At 54.2% G+C, this 26,709-nt stretch carries 25 protein-coding genes; 18 read left to right on the top strand and 7 right to left on the bottom strand.

Annotated features, from left to right (window positions below):
• The first annotated feature begins 29 nt into the window (after positions 1 to 29).
• From VN12_RS18680 to VN12_RS18625, 12 genes are all read left to right on the top strand, one after another.
• Complete coding sequence (locus tag VN12_RS18680; protein ID WP_146675280.1) at positions 30 to 698, top strand: hypothetical protein; 669 nt, start codon at positions 30 to 32, stop codon at positions 696 to 698.
• 5 nt (positions 699 to 703) lie between these two features.
• Complete coding sequence (locus VN12_RS18675; protein WP_146675281.1) at positions 704 to 1,054, top strand: hypothetical protein; 351 nt, start codon at positions 704 to 706, stop codon at positions 1,052 to 1,054.
• Positions 1,045 to 1,542 (top strand): hypothetical protein, encoded by a 498-nt coding sequence (locus VN12_RS18670; protein WP_146675282.1) that lies wholly within the window; start codon positions 1,045 to 1,047, stop codon positions 1,540 to 1,542. Before VN12_RS18675 ends, VN12_RS18670 begins: the two co-directional genes overlap by 10 nt.
• 1 nt (position 1,543) lies before the next feature.
• A complete protein-coding gene (locus tag VN12_RS18665; RefSeq protein ID WP_146678255.1) occupies positions 1,544 to 2,131 on the top strand; it encodes a hypothetical protein in 588 nt (195 codons plus the stop codon).
• A gap of 4 nt (positions 2,132 to 2,135) precedes the next feature.
• Entirely contained in the window at positions 2,136 to 3,074 is a 939-nt protein-coding gene (locus VN12_RS18660; protein ID WP_146678254.1) for a hypothetical protein, read from the top strand.
• Positions 3,075 to 3,076: 2 nt separating this feature from the next.
• The gene (locus tag VN12_RS18655; RefSeq protein WP_146678253.1) at positions 3,077 to 3,427 is read left to right on the top strand and encodes a hypothetical protein; all 351 of its coding nucleotides are present in this window, start codon (positions 3,077 to 3,079) and stop codon (positions 3,425 to 3,427) included.
• Positions 3,428 to 3,874: 447 nt separating this feature from the next.
• On the top strand, positions 3,875 to 5,230 hold the full coding sequence (locus tag VN12_RS18650; RefSeq protein WP_146678252.1) for a hypothetical protein: 1,356 nt from the start codon (positions 3,875 to 3,877) through the stop codon (positions 5,228 to 5,230).
• A complete protein-coding gene (locus VN12_RS18645) occupies positions 5,230 to 6,339 on the top strand; it encodes a hypothetical protein (RefSeq protein ID WP_146678251.1) in 1,110 nt (369 codons plus the stop codon). The genes VN12_RS18650 and VN12_RS18645 overlap by 1 nt, the downstream gene beginning before the upstream one ends.
• Before the next feature lie 2 nt (positions 6,340 to 6,341).
• Complete coding sequence (locus tag VN12_RS18640; protein ID WP_146678250.1) at positions 6,342 to 6,710, top strand: hypothetical protein; 369 nt, start codon at positions 6,342 to 6,344, stop codon at positions 6,708 to 6,710.
• A 5-nt stretch (positions 6,711 to 6,715) separates the two neighbouring features.
• A complete protein-coding gene (locus tag VN12_RS18635) occupies positions 6,716 to 7,384 on the top strand; it encodes a hypothetical protein (RefSeq protein WP_146678249.1) in 669 nt (222 codons plus the stop codon).
• A 350-nt stretch (positions 7,385 to 7,734) separates the two neighbouring features.
• Positions 7,735 to 8,451, top strand: a complete 717-nt coding sequence (locus VN12_RS18630) for a hypothetical protein (RefSeq protein ID WP_146678248.1) — start codon at positions 7,735 to 7,737, stop codon at positions 8,449 to 8,451.
• A gap of 28 nt (positions 8,452 to 8,479) precedes the next feature.
• Positions 8,480 to 8,833 (top strand): hypothetical protein, encoded by a 354-nt coding sequence (locus VN12_RS18625; protein WP_146678247.1) that lies wholly within the window; start codon positions 8,480 to 8,482, stop codon positions 8,831 to 8,833.
• A gap of 72 nt (positions 8,834 to 8,905) precedes the next feature.
• Here VN12_RS18625 and VN12_RS18620 read toward each other — a convergent pair whose 3' ends face one another.
• Together VN12_RS18620 and VN12_RS18615 are read right to left on the bottom strand one after the other, a co-directional pair.
• Positions 8,906 to 9,115, bottom strand: a complete 210-nt coding sequence (locus VN12_RS18620) for a hypothetical protein (RefSeq protein WP_146678246.1) — start codon at positions 9,113 to 9,115, stop codon at positions 8,906 to 8,908.
• Between the two features lie 70 nt (positions 9,116 to 9,185).
• The gene (locus VN12_RS18615; RefSeq protein WP_146678245.1) at positions 9,186 to 10,061 is read right to left on the bottom strand and encodes a tyrosine-type recombinase/integrase; all 876 of its coding nucleotides are present in this window, start codon (positions 10,059 to 10,061) and stop codon (positions 9,186 to 9,188) included.
• Positions 10,062 to 10,862: 801 nt separating this feature from the next.
• Between VN12_RS18615 and ltrA the strand changes: the two genes are divergently transcribed.
• Positions 10,863 to 12,119, top strand: a complete 1,257-nt coding sequence (gene ltrA, locus VN12_RS18610; RefSeq protein WP_205855087.1) for a group II intron reverse transcriptase/maturase — start codon at positions 10,863 to 10,865, stop codon at positions 12,117 to 12,119.
• A 671-nt stretch (positions 12,120 to 12,790) separates the two neighbouring features.
• Here the strand turns inward: ltrA and VN12_RS18605 are convergent.
• Positions 12,791 to 12,979: a hypothetical protein gene (locus VN12_RS18605; RefSeq protein ID WP_146678244.1), complete on the bottom strand. Its 189-nt coding sequence runs from the start codon at positions 12,977 to 12,979 to the stop codon at positions 12,791 to 12,793.
• 52 nt (positions 12,980 to 13,031) lie between these two features.
• Here VN12_RS18605 and VN12_RS18600 point away from each other — a divergent pair, with 52 nt between their 5' ends.
• The 3 genes from VN12_RS18600 (at position 13,032) to hisC (ending at position 18,027) form a co-directional block, all read left to right on the top strand.
• Positions 13,032 to 15,602, top strand: a complete 2,571-nt coding sequence (locus VN12_RS18600; protein WP_146678243.1) for a hypothetical protein — start codon at positions 13,032 to 13,034, stop codon at positions 15,600 to 15,602.
• A gap of 268 nt (positions 15,603 to 15,870) precedes the next feature.
• Positions 15,871 to 16,872 (top strand): tetratricopeptide repeat protein, encoded by a 1,002-nt coding sequence (locus tag VN12_RS18595; RefSeq protein ID WP_146678242.1) that lies wholly within the window; start codon positions 15,871 to 15,873, stop codon positions 16,870 to 16,872.
• A 108-nt stretch (positions 16,873 to 16,980) separates the two neighbouring features.
• Complete coding sequence (gene hisC / locus VN12_RS18590) at positions 16,981 to 18,027, top strand: histidinol-phosphate transaminase (protein ID WP_146679988.1); 1,047 nt, start codon at positions 16,981 to 16,983, stop codon at positions 18,025 to 18,027.
• Positions 18,028 to 18,094: 67 nt separating this feature from the next.
• Here hisC and VN12_RS18585 read toward each other — a convergent pair whose 3' ends face one another.
• Positions 18,095 to 18,784 carry a response regulator transcription factor gene (locus VN12_RS18585; protein WP_146678241.1) on the bottom strand — a complete coding sequence of 230 codons (690 nt, stop codon included), beginning with the start codon at positions 18,782 to 18,784 and terminating at the stop codon, positions 18,095 to 18,097.
• A 675-nt stretch (positions 18,785 to 19,459) separates the two neighbouring features.
• On the opposite strand from VN12_RS18585, the gene VN12_RS18580 reads away from it, so the two are divergent.
• A complete protein-coding gene (locus VN12_RS18580; protein WP_168164495.1) occupies positions 19,460 to 22,483 on the top strand; it encodes a M20/M25/M40 family metallo-hydrolase in 3,024 nt (1,007 codons plus the stop codon).
• Positions 22,484 to 22,523: 40 nt separating this feature from the next.
• Here VN12_RS18580 and VN12_RS18575 read toward each other — a convergent pair whose 3' ends face one another.
• Positions 22,524 to 22,946, bottom strand: coding sequence for a DUF423 domain-containing protein (locus tag VN12_RS18575; RefSeq protein ID WP_146678239.1), 423 nt, complete (start codon positions 22,944 to 22,946; stop codon positions 22,524 to 22,526).
• A gap of 11 nt (positions 22,947 to 22,957) precedes the next feature.
• Entirely contained in the window at positions 22,958 to 24,712 is a 1,755-nt protein-coding gene (gene ggt, locus VN12_RS18570) for a gamma-glutamyltransferase (protein ID WP_146678238.1), read from the bottom strand.
• 131 nt (positions 24,713 to 24,843) lie between these two features.
• Between ggt and VN12_RS18565 the strand changes: the two genes are divergently transcribed.
• Entirely contained in the window at positions 24,844 to 26,031 is a 1,188-nt protein-coding gene (locus VN12_RS18565; RefSeq protein WP_146678237.1) for a phosphoglycerate kinase, read from the top strand.
• Positions 26,032 to 26,210: 179 nt separating this feature from the next.
• Here VN12_RS18565 and VN12_RS18560 read toward each other — a convergent pair whose 3' ends face one another.
• On the bottom strand, positions 26,211 to 26,696 hold the full coding sequence (locus VN12_RS18560; RefSeq protein WP_240491190.1) for a hypothetical protein: 486 nt from the start codon (positions 26,694 to 26,696) through the stop codon (positions 26,211 to 26,213).
• Positions 26,697 to 26,709: the final 13 nt, after the last annotated feature.

Raw genomic sequence — 26,709 nt, 5'->3', positions numbered from 1 at the left:
AAACAAAATCCGACAAGGAACAAAAACAAATGGCTGGTATTAAAGATTTCCAGGAATGGAGCGACGATTTCAACGGAACTGTCGCTACGTTCCCAACTTCGGCAGATCCTGCATCTCCGTGGCTCGTTGATGACGTTTCGTCGTCTGGAACCCCAACCTACACCAAGGGTACTTCGGAAGCCGTTCTTACTCTCGTTAGTACGAACGAAGCCGAAGTGGTTGCCCTTCACTTTGGGGACGCACTTGACTTCGACATCGATCTGATTCAGTCAATCGAGATGCGCGTCAAGATTGGCGCAGCGACTTTCACCAGCGGTTCCATTCTTACTTTTGGTCTTGGATCTGCTAGAAGCGACACGGCAAACGATGTTGCTGCCAACGCTTGGTTTCGCATGGAAGGTGCAAACAGCACAACCGTTGTTTACTGCGAGACCGACGATGGAACTCGCGACGTTGACGACATCTCCAGCGGAGTTACTCTCGGAACCACGTACAAGCGGTTCTATATCGACTTCACAGGTGGAAAGTCGAGCGTCAAGTTCTACATCGACGGTGCTCGCGTTGCAGCTTCGCAGGTCTTTGACATGTCTGGTTACTCTGCTGGATTGCAACCGATCATTCAGTTGCAGAAAGCAGCAAACACAAACGTGGACTCCGTGACGATTGATTACGTGTCAGTCATTTGCAAGCGATCCTAGTCTCCATGACGCTCCATGACGTGATGCAAGAAGATGCGGTTGCAGTTTTCTGCAACCTAGACGACTTCGCCGAAACTCTTGTTTATCACAAGAGAGACGGCGGGGCTCGTACTATTCGCGCAGTCGTGGACCGTCAGAGCTATGCGGGAGTCAATGAAGACGGTGGCGCTTACGTTCTTCCGTTGTTCGAGATCCATGTCGCCAATAACGCGGAGACTGGTATCACTTCGGAGGAGCTTAACCTAGGCGGAGACTTTTTCGAGTTCTCCGACCGAATCGGAAAAGATCCTGCTAGACGCGCGATCGTTCGTCTTGTCTCGCATGACGAAGGGATGCTGATACTGGAATGTCGATAGGTCAAACAACCGTTGTCGAGAGCATTGCGGAAACGCTTTACCTGCGTCTAACGCCGATGGTAAACAACACGATCTATAACACGAAGGTCAGAGAGGTCATTCGTCCGAGACGACTAGAGGACCGAACGATTAAGGACCGTCAGATCGTTATGACTGACGCCTCGCACGATCGAGTTCCCGAACTGGACCACGAAGGCAATCCACCGGCACAGGCTTGGCGAATCACTTTCAACCTTTACCTCCATGTGCAAAACGACGAAAGCAAGTGTGAACCAATCGATAAGGTCATTCACACGTTTGCAGCAGACGTCAAAAAAGCGGTCTGCGCAGTCGATAGCCGTTGGCACACATTCGGCGATAAGGCAATCGATGCAACATGGCAAAGCATGGAAGCAATCCAAGCAGACGGTTCCTTTGATGGGGTCAACCTGCCAATCTCGATTACCTATCGAGTTTCCGAAAACGACCCATATCAAGTGAGGTCTTAGTATGGAAATCAAGATCGATGAAGGCTCCGTTCAGAGGTTGCGGGACTTGTTCGGCAACCTAGGAAAGGACATGCGAAAGGAAGTCCACAAGGCGATCAACCAGACCGCTAAGCAGGTGCGGATACAGGCTTCACGTGCACTAAGAAAAGAACTCGCTGTTCCGTCGAAGATCCTGAAAAAGGCGATCAAGTCGAGACGGGAAGCGAGCGTGGATAGCTTGCGTGCAACGATTCTTTTGCTGTATGGGTTTCCGATACCGCTCAAATACTTTGGGGCGCGAAAGGTGAACACGCGAAAAGGCGGAGTCAGTTTCCGAATCGATCCAAAGTTCAACAGCCGTTCGGTTCAGCGAGACTTGTTCATCGTCGACAAGTACAAGGGCCACGTTTTCAAGCGTGAAGGAAAGCCTAGAGGCAGGATCATTCGAATGAATGGACCAGCTCCTGGAGACAGATACGAAAAAGCAGGAATTCCAGCGCTCGCCGAGCGAGTCGCAAGGGAAGAACTGCCAAAGCAAATTCAAAGACGAATCAGATTCCTGATTCTCAAATCACAAGGCAAACTTCGCGGAAACCAACAAGGGAACTAGATAGATGCCAAGGCTAAAAATGAAAAGGGTTTTTGCTGCGAAGATCGAGACAGCAGCAGGCACCGCAGAATCGCTAACCACGTCAGACGCACAGTTCAATGCCTACAACATTGAATCTCCGCAGCCGAACTTTGACGTGCAATCTCGACCCGGGCAAGGTGCATTTGGCAAGAGAGCCTCAGTCGTCGCTGGGAAGATTGGCGTTATCAGCTTCGTCCACGATTGGGAATGGGACGGAACTTCGACTCTGCCTAAATGGGTTGATACCCTCTTTCCTGCGTGTGGGTTGGTTAAGTCCACACTGACATTCACACCACGAACGGAAGCTCCAGGGGCGAACGTCAAGACGCTTACCATTGCGACATACATCGATGGCAAGCTGAAGAAACTTCGAGGCGCATCGGGTACCGCTGTGACGGAATTCCCAACGAACAAGACTCCATTCACAACGTTCACATTCACTGGAATTTGGGTTCCTGTTGAGGACGAGGCATTGATTGCCCCGACGTACCCGACCGTTTCCAAGATGTTCTACAAGAACAGCACGACGACCTTGGATGGCGTTGCGTTGTGCTCTTCAAGCCTGAGCCTGGATTTCGGCAACACAGTCACTCCGCACGAATGCCAAGCCGATGTAGAGGGGTACGCATACGGACTCATCCTAGACCGAACGCCAGTCCTCTCCGGAGATCCAGAAGCCGTGCTCGTTGCGACGCAAGACCGCTACGGCATGTTCGAGTCGATGGCAGAGGAAGCGTTCTCTATGACCATCCCAGGCCCAACGACAAGCTACGTGACCATCGCGGCTCCCAAAGCACAGATCGTGAGCATCCAAGAAGGTGACCGAGGAGGTGTTGAAACCGATGACATACAGCTTCAGTTCAACCAAAACGGCTCGACTCCTGACCAAGAATTTTCAATCGTCTTCACTCCAGCAGCGTAACTATGATTCTAGATCCAACAGAAACCCAGCGCATTTGTCTCCCAGAACACGACCATCTCCCAAAGAGTCAAAAGCCTTTGTTTCTAGCAAAGGCAAAAACGTGTCGGGGACAAGTAGAGCTTGGAAAAGAAATCGACGAACTTTCAGAGATTCTCCGAAGCAGCGATCTGGCGACATGGACAAAAGCATGTGCTGAATGCTTTCTGCGTCATGTTAGCGGGTGGGAAAACGTTGGTGATAAACCGTTAACGCTGGATAACGTATTAGACACGCTTAACACAACGGACATTCGAAACGTACTTGGACGATTGCTGTATAGCGGGTTCGTTTCGGTGGAAGAAAAAAAAAGCTAAGGATCGCGGCGATGATTCGTCGCGGGAGGCTTTGTAGTTTATGCACTCGCACGGAATGCAAAAGCAAAGGAACCCCCGATTCACCAATCGAAATCGAATGCGGTTCGTGTGACGGTCAAGGATGCGACAGTTGCCAAGACGGGTTTGTATCAATTGATGGTTGTCCTGGTGAAATGTGCAGTGACGTTGCGATGGCTGTAAGGCTTGCAGGTCTGTTCGAAAAAGGAATACCGCCAGTATTAGGCGGATCGCTGGACCAATCGGCTTGGTTCCTGGACGCGGTATCAGTTTTCAAAAACGAAGAAGCAGCATTGAGGGCAGAAGACTATGACGACTGAAAGCGTAGGGATTCTGATTTCTGCCGAAGACAAAGCTACCGCAGAACTAAAGAAAGTCGAAAAGGAGTTTGAGAAGTTCCTTAAAATTCGAGACAAGGAACTGGAGGCATTGAAGCTTGAACGTATCGCACTTGAGCAAGGCGAGGAAGCTGCTTATTCGTACAAGCTGCAGCTACAGGGACTGGACGAAGCTACTGCCAATTTGATCGCAAAAGAAAAGGCTCACGTCGAACAACTCAAGAAAATCAAGGCTGAGCAAGACAAAGCCAGCCAGGGACCCACAGGAGCCAAAGGAACAAAGGCAACTGTAGAGTTTCTCGGGTCTGTATCATCACTCGCAGGAGCCGGTCAGGTTGGATCTGTAGCAGGTCAGGTTGGAAGCCTGACAGAGAAGATAAGCCAGTTTTCAGAGGTGTCTAAGCTAGGAGGAGCTGGAGCTTTGGCGTTCAAAGCTGGACTGGTTTCTGCGGCGGCAGCAATAGGATTCGGAATAGGAAAAGCTATTGGAGACCTTGTATTCGAAACTGAAAAGTGGAATAAGGCACTCGAAGATTCCATTGCGTTACAGGACAAGCTTAATCAAAAGCAAAGGATGTTTGCATCCGATAGATTTTCGAGAGATATGCAAGACATCGCTCATATTGAAGATCCGGCTGCGCAGGAGGAAGCCCAGCTCAAGCTGATAGAAAGGTTAGATGACCAAGCTCTGGCGATTGGAAAGACAATCGCCAAAATGGACGAACAAAAGAAAGCGATCAGCACATTTGACGAGGATGGAAATATCTTCTCTTTTGCTACCGGCAAGAGTGCAGCGGAACTGCAGCGAGAAGAAATTGAAAGGAATATTGCGTCGCAAAAGGAATCTTTACAGTTGATTCGTGACCAGCAGATAGAGGTTCAGAAAAACATCGAGTCGCAAAAAGAAGCGAACCGAATCGCTGACGAAAAGGCCGCAAAACTAGAAGAAGAGAAAAGGATTCTTGAGGACCAGAGGAAGCAGCAGGAGTTTGAGCGACAGCAAGAAGAGGCAAGGAAAAGAGCTGCTGACGAAGAGTTCAATCAAACAATGCGACTTGAAGAGAAAACAATTTCTCTGAACAGAGCTTTGGAGATAAGGAGGATCGCACTCGAAGACGGTGCAGAGGCAGCCAGGAGGCAAGCCCTAGAGTTCGAAGGTCTTGACGCAGCCGATGCTGCTCGCATAGCAGCACGCGAACAGGAGCTTCAACGCATGGAGCAACAGAAGCAACAAGTCGTAAAGGAACAGGTTACAGCTAGCGGTCCGCTCCAAGCTGTCCAGTCTCGCACTCTCCTTCGAGGAGGTGGCGAAGGCTTCCAAGTCAAGATAGCTGATAGCACCAAAAAGGCGGCGGACATCCTAGCCGAAATGCGAAAGCTGCAAGCCGACTTGATTGAAGCCACCAAGCAGAACAAGCCAGTCCCCGTTAATCTGGAGCAACGCTAATGGTATCGTCAAAGATTCAAAGCGTTACAGAGGGATGGAGCCGTGGGCCGAGCAATCTTGCGCACACGGATAACTTCCGCAAGACTGAGCTTACGCTGTCACGGCGGCTGCACATCATCACGGATTTCGACGCTACAGACTTGGACGTCTACAGCATCAGCGAGATGCCAAACCGAGGAGATCCATTTCCAGGTACTACGTTTGCGTTTTTCGAGAAGGCAAACCTGGAGAAAGTTTCTCCGATCTACTACCGGATGGACCTGGAGTACCGAGGCGAGTTTGGGGCGCAGAATCCTAGCAATCCAGCGGAAAACCATCCTGTTTTCACTCCTCCGGTTATTGATCTGAATGACGAGGAGTCGGAAGAGGAGATTGACGAGGACTTCTATGGCAACCCGTTAATCAACGCTAACGGGGAAATCATCGAAGGCGTTACGCGACCATTCACCGATCAGGTTTACACTGTCAGTAGGAACCTGTTTACTTTCAGTTCCTACGCACAGGCTTTGTACCGCAACGCAACCAACTCAGACACTTTCCTAGACTGGCCGCCTGGAACGGTCAGGGTAAAGTCGCTGACTGCTAGAGAAGTTTCGCAAGCACCGTACAAGTACTTCCAGGTGCAAGCCCAGTTTGTTTGCCGGAGACCTTACCGAACCATACCAGCCAAGGCATGGTGGAAGCGAGTGAGGCACGAAGGGTATCAAGAGAGAATCGGGGATGTTCCCATTACGTTTTCCGGTGGTGGTGGAACTGGAGCGACTGCGGTGGCGATCGTAAACCCAAGTGAAGGAATCGAGTCTATTCACGTCCTCAATGGTGGGACCGGTTACACGTCCGCGCCTACAGTGGCAATCGGTGGAACAGGAACAGGAGCAACCGCTACCGCTACCGTCACTGATGGAATTGTGACCAGCGTTACCGTTACAGCAGACGGAAGCGGATACAAGTCGAAGATCGTTCGTGCGCTAGACGACAGAGGCGATCCAACAAGCAAGCCAGTTCTTCTCAAACCAGACGGAACGAGACAGCGAGACGTGACGGCAGCGTTTTGGATTGAGATTCCTATATATGGCAGCTTACCATTTAATGCGTTAGGACTACTTTAATAATGGCTGACGAAATCACAACAACATTTTCGCTCACCTACGCAAAAGGTGAATCACGCCTAAGCATCCCAGGAAAGCAACTGCAAGTTGACTCTGCAAGCTATCCAAAGATCAGCAACACGCAAACGGTTGGTACTACGCACGAAGCGTTGGTTCTCGGAGACGTAACGAACTGCGGAGCTGCGTACTTCGTCAATACGGACCCGACCAACTATGTCGACATTGGAGTGGATGTTGGCGGGACTTTCTACGGACTTATTCGTCTGATGCCTGGGGACTTTGCATTCGCTCCACGGCTAGCGACGAACGCTCCATACGCAAAGGCGAATACGGCTTCCGTATCTCTCGACTATACCATTTTCAGTCAGTAGATTCGATGTCTGCGATCACTCTAAAAGAAGCTACCTTCAAGCGAATCATGGATGCAGTCCAGTTCGTAGAGCGTTCGCGAATGGAATCGCCCAATCAGTTTCGCAGCAGTGAAGCCAAGACCTATTTCCGAAACGATACCGGACAAGTTATTCCTGCTTACGGCATCATCCAGGCATCTGGAACAGCAAAGGTAAGCAATGTCAACTATGTTACGGTTGAGAGACCTTTTGACTACGCAGCGGCTCAGTCAATCTATCTAGTCAACGGTCCGCAGGAAGTGAAGGTGGACGGATACGGAACAACGCAACCCGGACCGTACTACAAGATCCTATCCGATGGAGGGACATATTCCGCAGGTGACCGGATCGGATGGAAAGCAAGTTCTTTCGAAGCAACGAACGGTTGCCTTTTCAGCGTCATCGGAACCGATCCTATCGAAGATGATATTGTCCTTTGTTGCCGAGACGACTCATGCGCGTACGGAAAGACATCAGCGTCTATCACGGCTGGCAGTAGCGGTAACGTTTTGATTTGGAAAGCAAACGGAAGCGGTAATTGGTCTGCTGGTTCGAAGACCCATACGGCATACGCACTGGTCAGCAACATAGCCAGCGGAGAGGATGTTATTCTCTTCCCCGTAAACGGCAGGTGGCTGGCGACGGAGATTTGCTAATGGGGAAGATTGGTAAATGCTGCTGCGCGACTACTTGCGAAACCGCATGTCCAGTGCACTCGGCGAAAACATCCTACACAGCGACTACTACCGGGCTTGTTGTTCCGTTTGAGGTTACTCTGGATCAGAGTACCAACCCAACACAAAAGTGCTTTTTTGCTGGGACTGCTTGCCACCGAACTAGCTGGACTGAGAAGAGCACGCACGAAACGGGGTCGAGTTCCTGGGGACCGTTTACATGGCCGTTTCTTACTCCGCAGTACACGATCGTTTTGAGTACATCCGCCACAAACTGCGACGTTGGGTTTCCTAGTTCTCACCCAACGCAAAGACGTTGGCAATCATCAGTTTTGACGAACCAAAAGTTCAGGCTGATCCAGCAGGATAGATACCAGCTATCTATCGACATCATCAACTACGGACCACTTAACCAACTTGCTCTGACAGCCACCTTCAACTTTCGATTCTGTTCAACATGGCAAGCGATGATCGGACTGGCTGCGCGATGGAGATACAGCGATACGCGATGGGATGATCCCACGTTTGACTGGGTGGTAACAAACGGGTCGGACAATGTAGACACCATTCCTTCCTCGCCTTCGTTTCCTTCCGTTCCATATCGTCAGGATGTTATCGGATATGTTCCGGACTTGTCGACATGCAACTGGGACTATGCCACAGACGATTACCTAGTGTCGTGGCCGCAAAAGGAAGTTGGTAGATGGGACAAAATAAACAATGACGGAGGTCCGTGCGAGCTTGATGTCGGTGGAGATGTCGCAGTAAACGTCATCGAGCCTGGATGGGAAACGAGGCTATTCGGGACACCTCCGTCTATATGCGGGGCTATTGCTGGACTTGGGTACAACGCATCGTACACATACGAATCAGACCCGTTTCCGTGCGATGCGATCCCGTCAAGCATCCAGATGAAGAAGTACCCGTCGTACACCGATGTAACCGGCTACACGGACACGTTTACTACCCCTATCGGAGGTTGCGGAACGTGGACAACCGTGCGTGACTACATCACGATTCCAAAGGATTTCTATGTCGCATTGTCGTAACGGGTTTCCCCAGTGCCCTGGATGCAGCATGCCTCTTTTGCTTTGCTTGTGCGGGCAAGCGGCGGAGATCATCGCGCAGATGGAAGAGGATGCCAATACGCTCGCTGAGCTTGGCAGCAGGTTGTGGGCTGAACTTTTCCAATCCGTCTCCACCATCCATGATTTGGAAGCATGGGAAAAGCGAGTTCCAAACTACGACTGCACTTGCCAGTCGTTCTATCTGCACTGGAAGTCGAAGAACCAGCCAGCGGAAGTGAATGGCGAGATCCCGTTCGAATGGAAATGGTCTCTCAAATCGGCAGTCAATCGAAAGCTCGGTCACGCTGACTTGACGCTGGAAGAAGCTAGGCAGTTCTGGTCTAGCGTTTCATCTGCTCGATAGCAACGGCGACTATCGCCACCGCGCAGCCGATTAGCAAGAGTGCGAAACCGAACAGGAAGCGATCAAGTGGTTTCATTTGGCGTTGGTGAACTTAGACGCACCGTAGGCAAAGACGCCGAGTGACAGAATCGCCAATCCTCCGAATCCGTATGTAGCCAGATCTTGTATCAAGTCGGAGTTTGGGTTTCCTTCCATCTGCGAAAAAGTTCTCGCTGCCATGATGCAGAATCCACCGCAAAGCAATCCGCCAACGACGCAGTATCCAGCCGTAATCTTACTCACTCTTCAACTCCTAGGATTCGGGTACTTTTCCAGAATCCTAGTTCGGCTGAGTTCTCGCCGCAACGGGGCGCTATGGAATCGCTTTTTGCCGCCACTGGGAAACGAGCTGGCATGTGGGGGTGTCTGGAGCTATCCGCGGGTCGATGTATCGCTTGGTGGTCCTCGGGCTCGAGTGGTCCATTGCCGCGGTCGGATCACCCCCTTGAGCCTTTACCGCGGATGCGCTGGTGCGTCGCATCGAGTGCAGCTTGTTCTTTGGTCCGTCAGGTAGTCCAGCAAGCTCGAGAATCTTCGAAAATCGTTTGTAAATGTAGGTGCTCGAGCGGTCCCACGGAAAGGCGAGAGGCTCCCGGTGAGAACGCAATACCGCGGTGACGGTCGCCAGTGCCTCCGGTGTCAGCGGGTAGATTCGGTCTCGAGTCTTGCCTTTGCGATTTTCCGCGGGCACGAACACGTAGGAACCGCGAAGATGCTCTCGAGCCATTACCCGGATTGCCCCAGAACGCTCGCCGGTCTCGAGCAAAACAGAAAGAAATCCTGTCCACCACAACTTCGCAGGCACCCCGCTGATGTCGTACTCGAGCTTCTGCACCGCGGAGAATATCCGCTCGAGATCGTCTTGCATCCACCCCATCGGGATCCGCTCTGGCTCTTTCAGAGGTCGCACGTTCGGCCATACATCAACGAACCGGTTCCTGTGGGCGAACCTCCATAACGCGGTGAGCTGTGCTAGATCCTTGTTTCCTGAAGCGATCGACAGCCCTCGCTGGACCACCGCGTAGATGTGCTCCTCAACGGAATCATCGTTAAAGTCCGCAAGGGTCGCACGATGCCCAAGCGTTTTTTCGAAAGCTGCGATTGAGTGTTTGTACAACCGCAGCGTGTGTGGTGATGCTAGTCGTAGTCTCTTTTTGGCGTAAACGTCCAGTAGTTCGGTTAGGAGCATGATTTTTCCTTTCGGGTACGGTGACCCGCAAAACTAGCCCCCGAAAGTGGGGGTGTCAAAAAAATGCTTCCTTTCTTGGAAATTGTGTCCATTCGCGGCGCTTTTGTTTGCTGCGTGTCTCTTGGAGGTGACGCAGATTGGGCGAATCCCTTGTCCTCCGCTTGAAAAGCCAGTGAAAACACTGGCTTTTTTCGTGTGCGTCAGGCATGACGCGGAGCGTCATTGACTGACGCTCGCAACTGGCAAGCGAAAGTGAACCAGGAAGTAACTTGTCGGGTGCAAGTCCCGATGGAGGCCTTGATGACAGGAACTCCTAGTCGACTGCAAGGGTGTCAGGGGCAACTCTGAATCTGAAGGAAGCAGCAGGCAAACTCTCGGTTCGAGGTACACGAACCGTATACGAGGCGACGACCCGGTGGGCGAGAAGGCACGAAGATTCAAAGCCCAATGTCATTCGGACCGAGTCGGCGTATATGCGGCGAATATACGAGAGGAAAGTTACGCGTCTTACCCTGAGAGATCTACGGGGATGCTGCAAAGCTAGTTGCCTCGCAAGAGGTTACGATGTCACCGTAGAAGTCAGCAGAGGCCATAGTAGTCGGAGGCTTTAGCTGACGAAGGGCCGAACAAGTTTAACCGTTTGGTGCAAAGTATTCGTGATGTGAGGTAGACGCAGAGATGACGGCTGAGAAGCCTGAGCGGCGAACAAGAGTATGCGGCGGAACCGCTGAGGGTAATTCGTACGCGCGTCAAACACTTCCGGCATGCAATGAGAACACTGAACATTCAGTCACCGTCACGATGGAGGAGGTGCTAAGCCGCAGCAATATGTTGCAGGCGTTGAGCCGTGTTGTCGGTAATAAAGGAGCCGCAGGCGTTGATGGGGTGACCGTCGATGAACTGCCAGGCTACTGCCGAGAGCATTGGGAACGCCACCGGGAAGAACTGTTCAGCGGAACGTATCGTCCGAGCCCTGTGCGAAAGGTAGAAATACCTAAACCCGGTGGCAAAGGGATGCGCATGCTGGGCATACCGACAGTGCTAGATCGCTTGATCCAGCAAGCTTTACTGCAAGTGCTCACGAGGCTCTACGATCCAATGTTTTCGGATTCTAGCTTTGGGTTTCGCCCAGGCCGGAGTACGCATCAGGCGTTGGATCGTGCCAAGGAACACATTGCTTCAGGGCATCGCTGGGTTGTCGACATGGACTTGGAAAAGTTCTTCGATCGCGTCAATCACGACATCCTGATGAGTCGCCTTGCACGTCAGATCCAAGACAAACGCATCCTGAAACTGATCCGCTTGTATCTGCAAGCTGGCATCATGGAAGGCGGCATCGTGAGTCCACGCAGCGAGGGAACGCCGCAAGGCGGTCCCTTATCACCGCTTCTGTCCAACGTCCTGCTCGATGAGCTGGACAAGGAGCTGGAACGCCGAGGCCACAAATTCGTTCGCTACGCTGATGACTGTAACATTTACGTTCGCAGTCACCGCGCCGGTGAGCGAGTGCTTAATGGTGTCGAACGCTTCCTGAGCGAGAAACTGCGACTGACAGTGAATCGAGCCAAGAGTGCCGTGGACCGCCCCTGGAACCGCAAGTTCCTGGGCTATACGTTCACGCACCATCACCAACCGAAGTTTAAGGTGTCTCCTGAATCGGTCAAACGCTTCAAGGGTCGCCTACGCGAGGAACTCCGCAAGGCACGAGGTCGCAATGTGCGTACGGTGCTTGCTCAGTTGCAGCCGGTCCTGATCGGTTGGGTGTCGTACTACCGGAAGAGTGAAGTGAAGAAAACGTTCGAGGAACTTGATAGCTGGTTACGCAGGAAGTTACGCGCCATCTACTGGCGCCAATGGAAGCGTCCGCCCAAACGAGCCCGCGAACTGACTCGCCTTGGCATTGACCGCGTGCGAGCGTGGGTCTGTGCTGGCAATGGTCATGGCCCCTGGTGGAATGCTGGCGCTAGCCACATGAATCAGGCCCTGCCTACTCGCCACCTCACGCAACTTGGGCTGATAAGCCTCGTCCAGAAAGGCACTGAGCTGAATCGTCGTTAGACCTGAACCGCCGTATACGGAACCGTACGTACGGTGGTGTGGGAGGACGGCGGGAGTAATCCCGCCTCCTACCCGATTTTCATTTAGAAGGGGCGCGCCACGGCGCCACGCTCGCGAAGGGAAATACCTGAGGTTTGGGTTGGCAGGTGCCTGGATCGCGTGTTTTTCCAGTTCCCTGGGTGCTGCTCGTTCTCCCTGTCTTAATCTGCCTCCTCCCGTCGCGGGCTTTGCGCCGTGGCGCGTATTTTCTTCGGTTCGGAGTGGAAAAGGGGCGCGCCACGGCGCCACGCTCGCGAAGGGAAATACCTGAGGTTTGGGTTGGCAGGTGCCTAGATCGAGTGTTTTGCCGACTCCCAGGGTGCTGCTCGTTCTCCCTGTCCTAATCTGCCCCCTCCCGTCGCGGGCTTTGCGCCGTGGCACGCATTTTCTTCGGTTTTGGAGTGGAAAAGGGGCGCGCCAAGGCGCCACGCTCGCGAAGGGAAATACCTGAGGTTTGGGTTGGCAGGTGGCTGGATCGCGTGTTTTTCTAGTTCCCTAGGTGCTGCTCGCTCTCCCTGTCCTAATCTTCCCCGCCCGTCGCGGGCTTTGCGCCGTGGCGCGCATTTTCTTCGGTTTTGGCGCGGAGAAGGGGGAGGTGTTACATCTCTCCTAATTTCGACAATCGCTAATCCTTAGCTCGTTTCTTCGCCCCACGCGATCGGAACGACTTGCGCAACTAGAACGAGTGGCGCGACTCGGCGTATGAGTATCAACAATCCACTCAGTTCCCGTTCGATCTTGGCTACCTCTCGAACCGAAAACGAAAGAGGACCGGTGTCACCCCAAGCGACAGGATTGTTGCAGGCGTCATCGGTGTTCATGGATCGAACGACACCTTGCCTTCTGGTCGGGGTGGTTACTGAGGGAATGAGTATGAGACGAGAGACAACTCGCGGCGGAAGGGGATGGATCTATGCGATTCTCGTTGCGATTTGCCTGTTGTTATTGTTCTACGTAGGCGGGATCGTCGCGCAGCGTCGCGGCGTCTCCTATCGGGACCCGCGTACGACAGTGCTCACGGTTTCGACGATGCCAAAATCGCCGAAGCGAATCGCCACGGACAATATTCCGTTGGAAATTGAGCCTCTCGAACAGGTGCTCGCCTCTCAGGCTTGGACCGACTACCGTCGAGAATACACCCATTCGATCGCATTGCTTGAGCCACCCGCCGGCGTACGGCTTATGGCGCCTGTTCGCCATCCGAGCGAAGATTTGCTCCCATCGCCGAGTTATGGTAGAGATCCCGTGCAAATCGCCACCGACGCCGCCCAAGATGTCGAGGTCCGCACCTCCCTCGTTTCCACGGCACGCGACAACTGGTCCGTATCCATTCACCGCGTTCCCCCATCTGTCGAACATATCGATGCACCGTCCGGCCGAAGGACTTGGCCGCAATCTCCGCAACTTCGAAATCTGCTCCTCGAAACCTTCACCGTCGTGGAAGCCGAGCAGTCGAACGAAGCTCGCGTCGCCTTGAATCAGATTGCCGAAGCGCTCGAAGCATTGGCCGAAGTTGAAATCAAAGACGGGCGTTCGCGAGGGCATCTCGAGTTCTTGCGAGACTGCGGACTTCGCTGTTCCGAGATTTCCAATCAAGTCGCTGCGGAGAATGGGCTGCTTTCCAGTGCGCTCCTCCGCGTGGCCTACGCGATCGAACGGCGGGCTTCGATTTGGATGGCGGTACATGATTGTGTCGCGCGAGGAGAACAACTTGTGTCGCTCCGACAGCACGAAGTCAGTTCGCAATCGGTCCAAGAGAGAATTGCAACGCTCGAGTCCGTCCTCCAACGAACGGGTGACGCGGCAAATTGGAAACAGTATTTGCTGTTGGATCGTGTGCGCGACATGGCTACCGCTGGAATACGCGGAGATGATGAGCAAGTCACGTTGGCGCGAGAGTTTTTGGCACGCGTATTGAATCCGAATACCATGGACGAGCAGCGGGCGATCCTCACGTCACCCGAAGTGCATGATTTGGCCGACTTGATGCACCCGCTTACGATCCGACCCGTCGATTACGTTCGGTTGATGCAAGACGTAGAGACTTTGGAAGCCGATCCGACACACCGTAGCAGCCTGAGCTTGGCCGAGGCCATCCAGTCGCTTCGGTTCTCCGAGCATCCCGAGCAAGCCGCGATCAGTCACGCTCTGGCAGCGCATTATCGGAACGCGAACATCCGAATCGCCGTCTCCGAAGAATTCGCGAATCGGATGCTGCCGAAGCAGTCGTTCACCCAGAAGCCAGTCAGGCAGACCATACTCGGCGCTGACACACGTGGGGCGAGCCAGATTTCGACGAAGCTGCGAGTCGATTTTGTTGAAGATCCTTCGGCTTGGAAAGTTGCCCTGCAATTGGACGGCGACATTTCTAGCAACACCCGCTCCAGTCGAAATGGTGCGACCTTCTACAACACTTCCCTCGCGAACGTGCAGTCGTCACGCGAAATTCGAATCCACTCGGCCGGTTTCCAAGTGGACGGAAAACCTGCGAGCGTTAAGTCGAATGATTCCCTGAAGAAGTTCTCCACCGAGTGGGATAACCTACCCATCTTGGGAGATGTTGTTCGCAATATCGCCCACCAGGAATTCGTGGAATCTCGCCCGATCGCCACGCGGATCATGCAGAGCACCATCGCCAAAGAGACAGACCGCGAGTTTGACAAGCAACTCAACAGCAAACTGCAGGAGTCCCAAGCCCAGCTCGAGACTCGGCTCTTTGGTCCGCTACAGGTATTGAGTTTGCAACCGATGATTATGGACATGCAGTCGACCGATAGCAGATTGATCGTTCGATACCGCGTCGCAAGCGAGCATCAGATCGGTGCGCACACCGCCCGACCTATCGCTCCCGCTGACAGTTTGATTTCTATGCAAGTCCATCAGTCAGCATTCAACAATGTGGCGAGTCAGATTGCCACGGCTGACCGGGATTGGACCGCCCAGGATTTATCCGATCAGATCGCAGAACTCCTTCAGCAACCGCGATATGTTATCGATTCGGAGCAAGCCAAGGACGTTCGTATTCGATTCCATGCTAACAATCCCATCACAGTTGAATTCGAGCACAACAAACTGTGGTTGAGCCTTCGCATCGACTCTTTGGAAGAACCCGGCCGAATCCATCTTAAGAACTTTATCGTGCGGGCGTCCTACGCACCGAAGATCAGTGGATTGAACGCGGAGCTGGAGCGAGATGGTGTCATCAGCATCGATGGCCACAAGCTCGCGTCCCGCGATCGATTGGCGTTGCGAGTCATCTTCGACCGCATCTTGTCGAATCGGCAATCGGTGCCCATGGTGGCCGAGTCGCTGCTTCGCGACGAACGGGTGGCTGGGTTGGCGGTTTCCCAGTTCGAGATGCGCGATGGATGGCTAGCCATTGCGATCAGCGAGGAACAATCTCCCCACGTCGCGGTCTTGCAGCAGGCGATGTTGTCGCGCTAAGCTAGCTTTCCAGATTGCGCAGATTCACTTGAATCCCTCTGGGAGACCTGTTATTTGTCGGGCGAAGAGACTTGCTCGGGCGAACTCGACCGACCGGGCGAAAAAGGTGCTCGCGCGTTCACAAGTCTTCAGAGGAACGGAATCCCTGGATTTGAACTGTTGGGGCCAAATCTTATCGACGCTCTCACCTCCAACCTCGCCCCTTGGCCGAGGGGGGAGGCGGTGCGCCCTGACGTTGTGCTTGGGTGGGGTTGTCGTCTTGACGTCGATGGGTTGCCGATCGCTTCGGGATCGTTCGGCAAACCAGAAGCTGGTCCAGGCCCGTCAATTATCGCTGCGGGGTACCGATGCGATTCAACGGCAGCGGTACCAGGATGCCGAGTTGCTGTTCTCGGAGGCGCTCAAGCAGTCGACGCTCGACGAAAGGGCCCACTGGGGATACGCGTCCACATTGTGGGAGCGAGGGGACAAAGCAAAAGCGATTCAGCATATGGAGGAGTCTCTTCGCTTGTCCGGAAGCAATCCCGAATACGCCGTCAAGCTCGGAGAAATGTACCTGGAGGTTGGAGACCATCTAAAAGCCAGGAGCACCGCGGAGTCGGTGTTGGCCGCCAATCGCAACCACTCGGCCGCTTGGGCGTTGTTGGGAGACACGCACACTGCAGAAAAAAGATGGGCGACCGCGATGGAGTGTTATCACCATGCGTTGCTGATCCAGGCGGACTATCCCAAAGTGCAGTTGGCCTTGGCCGAGGTCTATCGCAATATTGGAAAGCCCGAACGATCGCTTGCCGTTCTCGATCGGATGGTCGATTTGCACGACACAGCAAGACACGACCCAGTAGCCCTTCTCCATCGCGGTCTGGCTCTTTCGGATCTCCAACGTCACGAGGAGGCGTCGGATGCTTTGGCCAAGGCCTCGGAACGATTGCCGCCTCAGGAGGTGGACAAGCACTTGCAAATCGTGCGCGCTCAGCATCGGATCGGCGAGCTGGTTTCGGCTCGGCTCACACTCGGTCGGATTCGCGAGAATCACGCATCCAATGCGGAGGTGCAGCGGTTGCAGTCCATGCTCGATATGTCGTTCGCGCACTTGAGCGACCCCGTTCGACCGTTGCAGGAGCCGAGTATGGAATCGGTTTCGCCGGGCATCATTCTCGCGCAGCCGGGGATGATTGCCTCGCAATCGATGGGGGCTCCCACCTACGCATCCGAGCCACCCCTTCTCGCACAGCCAGTCGGAACGCAAGACTCCTGGCTTCGTCGTTAGACTCTCCTAGAACGTTCGGTTAGGATAGAAAGATCGACGTTTCTTCCTTGCTCTAAAGCGACACCCGTGGACAAAACAGCAGAATCTCTCTCATCCCTTCTTCAAGGTATGTTTCGGCCCGAGATCCAAGCCATGAGCCCCTACATACCGGGGGAGCAACCGCAAACGGGGAAGGCGATCAAACTCAATACCAACGAGAATCCCTATCCTCCTTCGCATCGCGTGCTCGAAGCGATCCAGTCCGCGGCAGGGCGGCTCGAACGCTATCCCGATCCCTTGGGAACCGCATTCCGGCGGGCGGCGGCCGACGTTCACGGAATCGACCCGGACATGATCCTTTGCGGCAATGGGAGCGACGATTGTTTGACCGTGCTGACGCGTGCGTTCGTTGGCTCCTCCGATAAACTAAGACTCCCTTACCCGAGCTACATCCTCTACCGCACTTTGGCGGAACTCCAAGCGGCTCAATTCGAAGAAGTCCCTTTCGCGGAAGACTTTCAGCTGAGCGACGCATTCAAAACGGTAGCACCCGACGTCAAGCTTATTTACCTTCCCAATCCGAATAGCCCTACTGGAACCATGGTGGATCACGAGTCGATCCTGGATCTAGTGGATCGGGCACCTTGCCCCGTGGTTATCGATGAAGCGTACGTCGATTTTGCTCCGACCCATGCGATCGGATTGGTACATCGAAATCCCAAGATCATCGTAACGCGAACCTTGAGCAAATCGTATGCGCTGGCAGGGCTTCGATTCGGTTACCTCATCGCGCATCCCGAGATTGTTGCCTCGCTGAGAAAAGTAAAGGATTCGTACAATACGGATATGCTCTCCTTGGCGGGCGCGACCGCCGCAATATCGGATCAAGCTTGGTTGCGCGACAACGTCGCAAAGATTTGTGGCACCCGAGGCAGGATGGAAACGGAACTGCGAGCGATGGGGTTCGATGTCTTGCCATCGCATGCAAACTTCGTATGGTGCACGCGTTCGGATCGACCCGTGAAGCCGATCTACGAAGCGCTCAAGCAGCGAGGGATCTTGGTCCGGTACATGAACTATCCAGGATGGAGCGATGGATTACGAATGAGTGTTGGCACCGATGAACAAATCGATGCACTGTTTGTTGTCTTGAAGGATCTCTTAAAATCCGGTTAGGCGACTATCGCTAGAAGAGACGGTAGACAGATCGAGCGAACCCTCGGCTTAGGTCGGGCAGTTCGTCTCAAGCAGAGGAACTGACCCAGTTGGGAGCAGGTTCCAGGATGGGCAGGCATGCTGCAAGCGAGGGTTGCTTCAATCCCCACACCGCAACCGCAGTCCGATCGGGTTGTTTGGTTTTGCGAAGTATGTTGCGCATGTGCTCTTTAGTTGTTTCGATACCAATTCCGAGGGTCAAGCTGACCTCGCGATTGCTAAGTCCCAATCCGAGCAACGCAACGATCTGTGTTTCTCGCTTTGTCAAGAAAGGGAACTTGGGAATCGCTGGCCACTCGGTGCGGGTCATGGAGGAACGAAACTGCACCAAAACCGATCGCTCAGGTGGGCGTCCCTGTTCGAGAGATTGCAGCGACTCAATGAATTCGGATCCCGGACTATCGCGGAAGACGACATCGTAGCACTCGTAGGCGACAGCGCGCGCCACGAGGGTCGACGAACGGTATTCGGCGAAAAGGAGCATTCGCAAATCCTTCATCTGGCACCGAATGTCGAACGCGTCCGCCATGAAATCGACATTTTCCAAGCGAGAGTCGGCGACAAGAACGTCGAAATGTTCCTCTGCCAATGCTTGTCGGAGTTCTGTTCGCGAGGAGACAAACCGGTCGATGCGGCAGTGAGAGTGTTGCCGGCATAGCGAATCGATACCACGCTGCGCGATAGCGCTACTGTCCGCACAAAGAATTCGAAAGGGCATGCAACGTCGATATAGCGATTAGCGTCTAGAGGAGGATCCGCCCCTGGTTCGATGCCGTCGTGGATCCACGGCGCGGGCGGAAGATCGATTTCCAGACCGCGAACCGAAGCCGGTCGAATGGAATGATACCATAGACGCGGAAAATCATCGCGCATTTGGTTCGCACTATTCCCTCTCGAACATTCGAGAACCAAAAGAAAAAGGGCCTGCCCCGACTGTCTATTCGACAACCGAGGCAGGCCCTTTTCTAACCGTGAAAGGTGGGCCTAACCTTGTAGAAAGGTCTGTCCGCTGCGTTTGATCGAGTCAAACTTGGACGCCGCTAAGATCACGGTACCTCCATGTTCAGGAATCCGAACCGGGTCAACTCTCCCAGTCCAGACCGTATCCCGGTTCCACCGGGACCCCTTTGAGCATCTGCTCATGATCTTCTTCAGATGCACATGCCGTGCCAAGTTCGACGGCCGACCGAGATTCTCCTACTCCTGTTGCTCCAGTGCTACACTGGGTTTGTCCAGGGCGCCCAAACCTCCCAACCGGACCGGATCCTCGACCAGGGGTTTCCAAATAGCGTGCTCCGTTTGTAAAAATTGCAATGCTGGCATTGCAACAATTACAATCTCGCCGCGAATTGCTCCCCCAGACTGACCTACCATGGCCCTCTTTGACAAAACCATGACACCAAAACGACAGCTCCACCAGACCGTCTACTGCTGGGCAATCAGCTTGTTCGTCACCCAGATCGCTCTCTGCCAAGAGCCCGCGGCGACGGAGACAACTCCACCAGCGGCCTCCGAAGTCGATGAATCGAAGTTCCTCACCAAGACACGGCAATTGACCCTCGACGGTCTCCGTTCTGGAGAGGGATACTTCAGTCAAGATGGCCGTTGGATGGTCTTTCAGAGCGAGCGAGAAAAAGAAAATCCGTTCTACCAAATCTATTTGATGGATCGCGAAACAGGGGATGTGGAAAGGGTCTCGCCTGGATTCGGAAAGACGACCTGTGCGTGGATTCATCCCGATGGCGAACGCGTTTTGTTCGCATCCACTCAGTTCGACCCCAATTCGCTGCAGAAGCAAAAGGATGAGTTGGAGTTTCGAGCTTCGGGACAAACGAGGCGTTACAGTTGGGACTACGATCCCGCGTTCGAGTTGGTGGAGTGGAACAGGAAGACCGGTGCCTACAAGCAACTGACCGATGCGACGGGGTACGACGCGGAGGCCTCCTACTCCCCGGATGGTTCGTTGATTGCGTTCAGTTCCAACCGCCGCGCCTTCGAAGGTGCATTGACCGATCGAGAAAAAGCGATCTTCGCCAATGATCCCTCCGCTGCATTGGATCTTTATGTCATGAAGAGCGATGGGTCCGATGTCCGTCGGATCACCGACGTGTTTGGCTACGACGGAGGTCCCTTCTTCTCCCCCGACGGCAAGCGGATTTGTTGGCGTCGATTCTCCGAAGACGGAGCGACCGCCGAGATCTACTCGGCGAACGTCGACGGGACCGACATCCAACGGCTTACCACACTGGGGGCGATGAGCTGGGCTCCCTTCTACCATCCTTCCGGCGAATACTTGATCTTCACGACAAACCTTCAAGGCTTCGCCAACTTTGAACTCTATATCGTCGATGCAGCGGGTAAGCAGGCTCCGCAACGAATCACTTCCACCGATGGATTTGACGGTCTGCCTGTATTCACCCCGGACGGCAAGCAGATCGCATGGACATCCAATCGCTCCAGCGATAAGAGGTCTCAAATCTACATTGCGGATTGGAATCACGATGCCGCTCGCAAAGCCATGGGGCTGGATAAATCGAACGTCCTACCTGGAAACGAACTGGCTGAGCCAACCCCGATCCAACTGGATTCGGTTCGGACTGCTGCACGAGAAGCGGCGGGAGCAACGGAAATCGATTATCGCGCACAAGACGTCGCCAGGCATGTGGATTTTCTTTGTCGGCCCGAACTCGGAGGTCGTTTGACGGGTACGCAAGGCGAGAGGCTCGCGACGGCGTACGTGGCTAGCTATCTCGATTCTCTCGGTCTCGCACCCGGTGGGGCCAAGGGGGATTTCTTTCAAGAGTTTCCGTTTACGGCCGGGGTTGAATTGGCGCAATCCAATGCGCTCCAATCCGGCTCGACCAACTGGAAATTGAACGAAGACTGGCGGCCCTTGGTCTTTTCGAAGAGCACACAGATCGAGCCTACGGAAGTAATCTTCGCCGGATATGGGATCGTAGCACCTCGCGATGGGGAACAAGCCGAGTACGACTCCTATGTCCATCTCGACGTCGAGAACAAATGGGTCATGGTCCTTCGTCAAATGCCGAGCGATATCACACCAGAACGCCGCCAGCATCTCGCTCGCTATAGCTCTCTTCGATTCAAAGCGATGGCGGCGCGCGATCGAGGAGCCAAGGGAATTATTGTCGTGAGCGGACCCAATAGTGGCGTTCGCCAACAGCTCGTACCCCTTCAAGTCGATGGCAGTTTGTCCGGTACGAGCATCGCCGCCATCAGCGTAACCGATGCCGTTGCGGAAAAATGGTTCGAAAAGAGCGAGGACAAGTTGCTTGATCTGCAAAAGGAATTGGATCGAGGAGAGATGATGATGGGATTCGCTCTTCCCGAAGTTCTCGTGAGTTGTACGATCGAGATCCAACAGGTCAAACGCACGGGCCGAAATGCCTTGGGACTTCTTATGGCAGGGGATGCCCCGGCGAAAAGCATCGTGATAGTCGGCGCACACATCGACCACCTTGGCGTCGGCTCGAGTGGCTCCAGCTTGGCCCTCGATAACGAGAAAGGTGGCATGCATCGCGGAGCCGATGACAATGCTTCGGGTGTAGCGGCCATGCTCGAAATCGCGCAGTCGATGGTCACCCAAAAGAAGTCAGGCAAACTCAAACTTGAGCACGATGTCCTCTTCGCAGCATGGTCGGGGGAAGAGATGGGGCTGCTCGGTTCAGCCTACTTCTCCGATCACTTCTTTGAACTCTATCCACACATGACCGAGTCGGGGGCTGGCAAGCTCTATCCAGCGGTGATTGCATGCTTCAATCTCGATATGGTGGGTCGGCTTCGCGATAACTTGGTCCTGCAAGGAATCGGATCGTCCGATTTGTGGCCGAAAGAAATTGAAAAACGCAATGCGGTCGTCGGCCTCCCACTGACGCTGCAAAACGACAGCTACCTCCCAACGGACGCGAGCACCTTCTTCCTCGATGGTGTGCCCATCCTTTCTGCGTTCACCGGGTCGCACAGCGAGTACCATACGCCACGCGATACGCCGGAGCTTCTTAATTACGAAGGAGCTGCGTCGACCGCCAAGTTGATGGGTCTCATCGCACGCTCGGTAGCTACACAAGTCGATGCACCGAAGTACCAGGAGCAGGCCGCGCCGGAAAACCAAGGCGCCCGCGCGGTGATGACGGCGTATTTGGGAACCATTCCCGACTACGCGCAAGGGGACATCAAGGGGGTCATGCTTTCAGGGGTCGCCAAGGACGGTCCTGCTTCCAAAGCGGGCGTTCAAGGAAAGGATATCATCGTCGAACTGGCTGGACGCAAGGTCGAGAATATCTACGACTACACCTATGCCATCGAAGCGATCAAGGCGGGGCAAGAAACCGAGATCCTCGTGAAGCGAGGGGAGCAAACGCTCCGTTTGAAGGTAACACCGCAATCTCGTCAGTAAGTATTCCGACTGGCGACTTGTCTGTTCGCGTGGCAGGCTCTTATGGCGTGCTGGTATCGATGGACACTCGGCACGCCGACAGAAAGAGCAAAAACCATCCGATCAGGAACATCATTCCGCCCATGGGAACGATGCTCCAGTGTCCGATGGTATCGGCGAGAGCGATGGCATACAGACCTCCGCTAAAAAAGAGGATGCCTGCCAAGAACATCCCGCATGCAGCGCGGGCCAAGGAGGATCGAGCGGGCAATGGAGAGAGCCCGATCGCAAGTATGGCCAAGGCATGAGCGATCTGGTAACGGACGCCGATCTCGCATTGATCTAGTTTCTTCGCCACGATATCCGGTTCAAAGCCTTGCGATTGGAGTTGATCCGGAAGGCCGTGCGCGCCGAGAGCGCCGATCGCCACTGCGATGAAACCGAAGCAAGCGGCGAGGATAACAATCCACTTTGGACCTGTCATGGTGCGTTCTTTCAATCCAATCCGAGCGACAGGCCGTCGTTTCGGCTCTCGGTCGCCCCTTGAAGTGTCCCTTTTTCGTGATCGATCAAGATTCCTTGATAGCCACCCATCGAGGTACGGCTTAACTCCACGTTATGTCCCATCGCTCGGAGTTTGTCGATCGTCTCTGCGGGAAGGCCCGATTCGACATGCACGGTTCCCCCTTTGGGTTCTTCCGGGGTACCTGTTGGGGTCGCGCTCCCCTCGTGACGGATGCGCGAGGCGTCCCCCGCCATTTGAATGTTCATTCCAAAATCGATCCAATTCACAAGAACTTGCGTTTGTCCCTGCGGTTGCATGTCGCCCCCCATCACACCAAAGACAAAGATTGGTTTGCTTTCAGTGGTGACCATGGATGGGATGATGGTGTGGAAGGGACGTTTGCCCGGTTCCAATCGGTTGGCATGATCGGCGGAGAGGGAGAAGAGATTACCTCGATTTTGCAATGCGAAACCGAGTTCACCTGGAACCATTTGGCTTCCGAATCCATGGTAGTTGCTTTGGATCAGCGAACAGCAGTTGCGATCGCTATCGACCACACAAAGGTAAACGGTATCCCCGTCTCGGAGTTTCGGATCCCCAGCTGGAACCTGCATCGCTGCATGTTGGAGATCGATACGGGCCGCTTGCTTTTCCGCATAAGTGTCCGAATTCAATGCGTCGACCGGTACCTTTTCAAACGCCATGTCAGCGTAGAACTTGGCGCGGTCCGCATACGCTAATTTCTTTGCTTCGATGAACAAGTGGCTGTACTGGGGTGAGCCCCAGCCCATCTGCTTGATATCGAATCGCTTGAGAACGTTAAGGATCTGAAGAACCGACAGGCCCTGCCCGTTGGGTGGAATCTGCCAAACGTCGTAGCCGCGATAGTTTGTCGAGACCGGTTGGACCCATTCGTTGGTATGTTGGGTGAAATCTTCTTTGGCAAAGTATCCGCCTTGTTCCCGGCTGTATTGGACGATTTGGTCGGCAATCGAGCCTGTGTAATAGCTCATCCAACCCTCCGACGCGAGCTTGCGATAGCTGGCGGCGAGTCGGGGGTTGCGAAAGACTTCACCCACTTCGGGGGCTTTCCCGTCGGCGCGGAGATAGGTCGCTGCGGAGGAATCGTGTTTTTTCAAGTTAGAAACGGCGCGGGACCAGTACCCTCCAATCACCGGCGAGACGGCGAAGCCCTCTTCTGCCAAGTGGATGGCAGGTGCGAGGACATCGGCGATGGGGAGTTTGCCGAAGCGTTGATGCAGATCGCTCCATCCCGCCACACAACCGGGAACACTCCACGAAAGAGGGCCGTAGAGAGGGATCTCCTTCAAGTTCTTCGAACGAAAAACGTCTCGATCCAGTCCCTGGGGGCTCCGGCCGCTCGCATTGAGTCCGTGCACGGAACCGGAGCGGGAGTCCCAGACAATCGAATAAAGATCTCCGCCGATTCCGCAGCTCATCGGTTCGACGACTCCGAGAACGGCATTGGCTGCGATCGCGGCATCTACGGCACTACCACCGCGTCGCAGGATTTCAATGGCCGCCTGGGTTGCCCGTGGATCGCTCGTACAGGCCATCCCTTTTTTGGCGGTGACTACCGATCGGCTCTGGTGAATCGGCCCAAAAGGACGGTCATATGTTCCAATAACCGCGGGGACCGATTCGGAGCGAGGGGTCTGTGCCACAAGTCCTGGGGGCGCGAAAAGCCAACCTGAAAGCACGAGCGATAGCAAGCGGAACTTCATATGGATCATCCTCCAACATTTGAAGACATGTCGAATCCTACCGGCGGCCGGGGTGCGTCTGGACAGCCCGGTCAATCCGTTTAAGAATACTCGCTTCTCCGCGTACCAATCTCCTAAGAAACGGGAATCCGATGGCAAAAAAGAGTATCTCCGCAGTAGACTGCAAAGGCAAAGTCGTTTTGATGCGAGTCGATTTCAACGTCCCGCAGGACGATTCGGGAGCTATTACGGATGATCGCCGGATCCGTATGGCGCTGCCGTCGATCGAATCGGTTGTCCATCGAGGTGGCAAGCTCGTGTTGATGAGCCACTTGGGGCGCCCCAAAGGAAAGGGACCCGAGCCTGAATTCACGTTAAAGCCAGCGGCCGATCGCTTGGCAGAAATGCTCGGAAAGCCGGTTGTCTTTGCGGGCGATACAGTTGGCCCGGAAGCGGAAGCGGCCATTTCCAACATGAAGGATGGAGATGTCGTCTGCTTGGAAAACGTCCGTTTCAATCCAGGTGAAAAGACCGGCGATCCGGAGTTCGCTGGAAGACTAGCCGGCTGGGCCGATATCTATTGCAATGACGCGTTTGGCACTTGCCATCGTGAAGAGGCATCGATGGTCGCGGTCCCTCTAGCCATGGGAAGCAAGCCGAAGGTGGTTGGATTCTTGGTCGAAAAAGAAATCAAATATCTGAGCGACACAATCGCAAATCCCGCTCGTCCTTTCGTCGCGATTCTCGGCGGAGCGAAGGTAAGCGATAAGATCAACGTCATTAGCAACTTGCTCGGCGTCTGCGACAAAGTCATCATCGGTGGTGCGATGGCTTACACGTTCTCGCTCGCACAAGGTGGAGCGACCGGCAAGAGCTTGGTAGAAAAAGATAAGGTCGAGTTGGCCAAAGAATTGATCGCCAAAGGTGGGAATAAGTTGGTTCTTCCCGTCGATACCCACTGCGGTGATGATTTCAATAGTCAGTGCAATAAGCAAGTCGTCGAGGCGGGAAAGATTCCCGATGGATGGGAAGGGCTCGATATCGGTCCTAAGTCTGCCGAGATGTTTGCTGCGATCGTTCGCTCCGCAAAAACAGTCGTGTGGAACGGACCGATGGGCGTATTCGAAATGCCTCCTTTCGATCAAGGAACGGTGGCCGTGGCCAAGGCGGTTGCCGATAGCGACGCAGTGAGCATCATCGGCGGAGGGGACAGCGCTGCGGCCATCGAGCAGCTTGGATTCGCAGACACGGTGACGCACGTCAGCACCGGCGGTGGCGCGAGCCTTCAAATGCTTGAAGGTGAGAAGTTCAAGGCGGTTGAAATCCTGGATGAAGCCTAATCGCCATACGGATGAATGGCCTAGTGTCCGCGTAACTCGCGCGGACACTCCTCTGGCTCTGCTCGACCGCTTGTGCGCTGTGTCGTACTGGCGGTTTGCGGACCTCCGAGGAAGACGGGCACAGTTAGCGCAACGTGGTGAGTACGTTCCATGCACCCGGTGGAGCTCAACGCTCTCGATCAACGATTCGCGGTATAGAGTTCCGCGTAGGCGAGCGACCATTGCTCGACGAGTTCTTTGAATTTGTCCAGGTCTACTTCTCCGAGCGGTTGATAGAAGCTGCGGGTAAGAAGCTCTCGATTAGCGATTGTCCCTTTGGCTTGCAAGTCCAGCACGTAGAACTCGTTCAGGGGACGCACTGCCATCTCAAATCTGCTATAGCGATTTTCTCTCTGGCCTTTGCGCAAAACCAAATCGTCTCGCATGCAGGCGGCGCCCCAGCCGGACTCTCCGAAGACGGTTTGGAATCGGAATCCAGGGAAGAGATCGATCACCTTGCGCATCACCTGTTCGATCCGTTCGGAGAGAACCAGACGATACTTGCTGTGCAGACCCTTTAAGACCTCTTGTTCGGCCTTCTTTCGATCCGCTTCGCTCATCGATTGGCTCGCGCGGTTGGCACCGCGCGCTGCGGCTTGTTTGAGTCGCTCCTCAAAATCGCTCATGATTGCACTCAGG

Source organism: Pirellula sp. SH-Sr6A (assembly GCF_001610875.1).
Taxonomy (GTDB): domain Bacteria; phylum Planctomycetota; class Planctomycetia; order Pirellulales; family Pirellulaceae; genus JBKCUI01.
The sequence above is the reverse complement of the archived record's forward strand: the minus strand, read 5'-3'. Positions and strand labels throughout refer to the sequence as shown.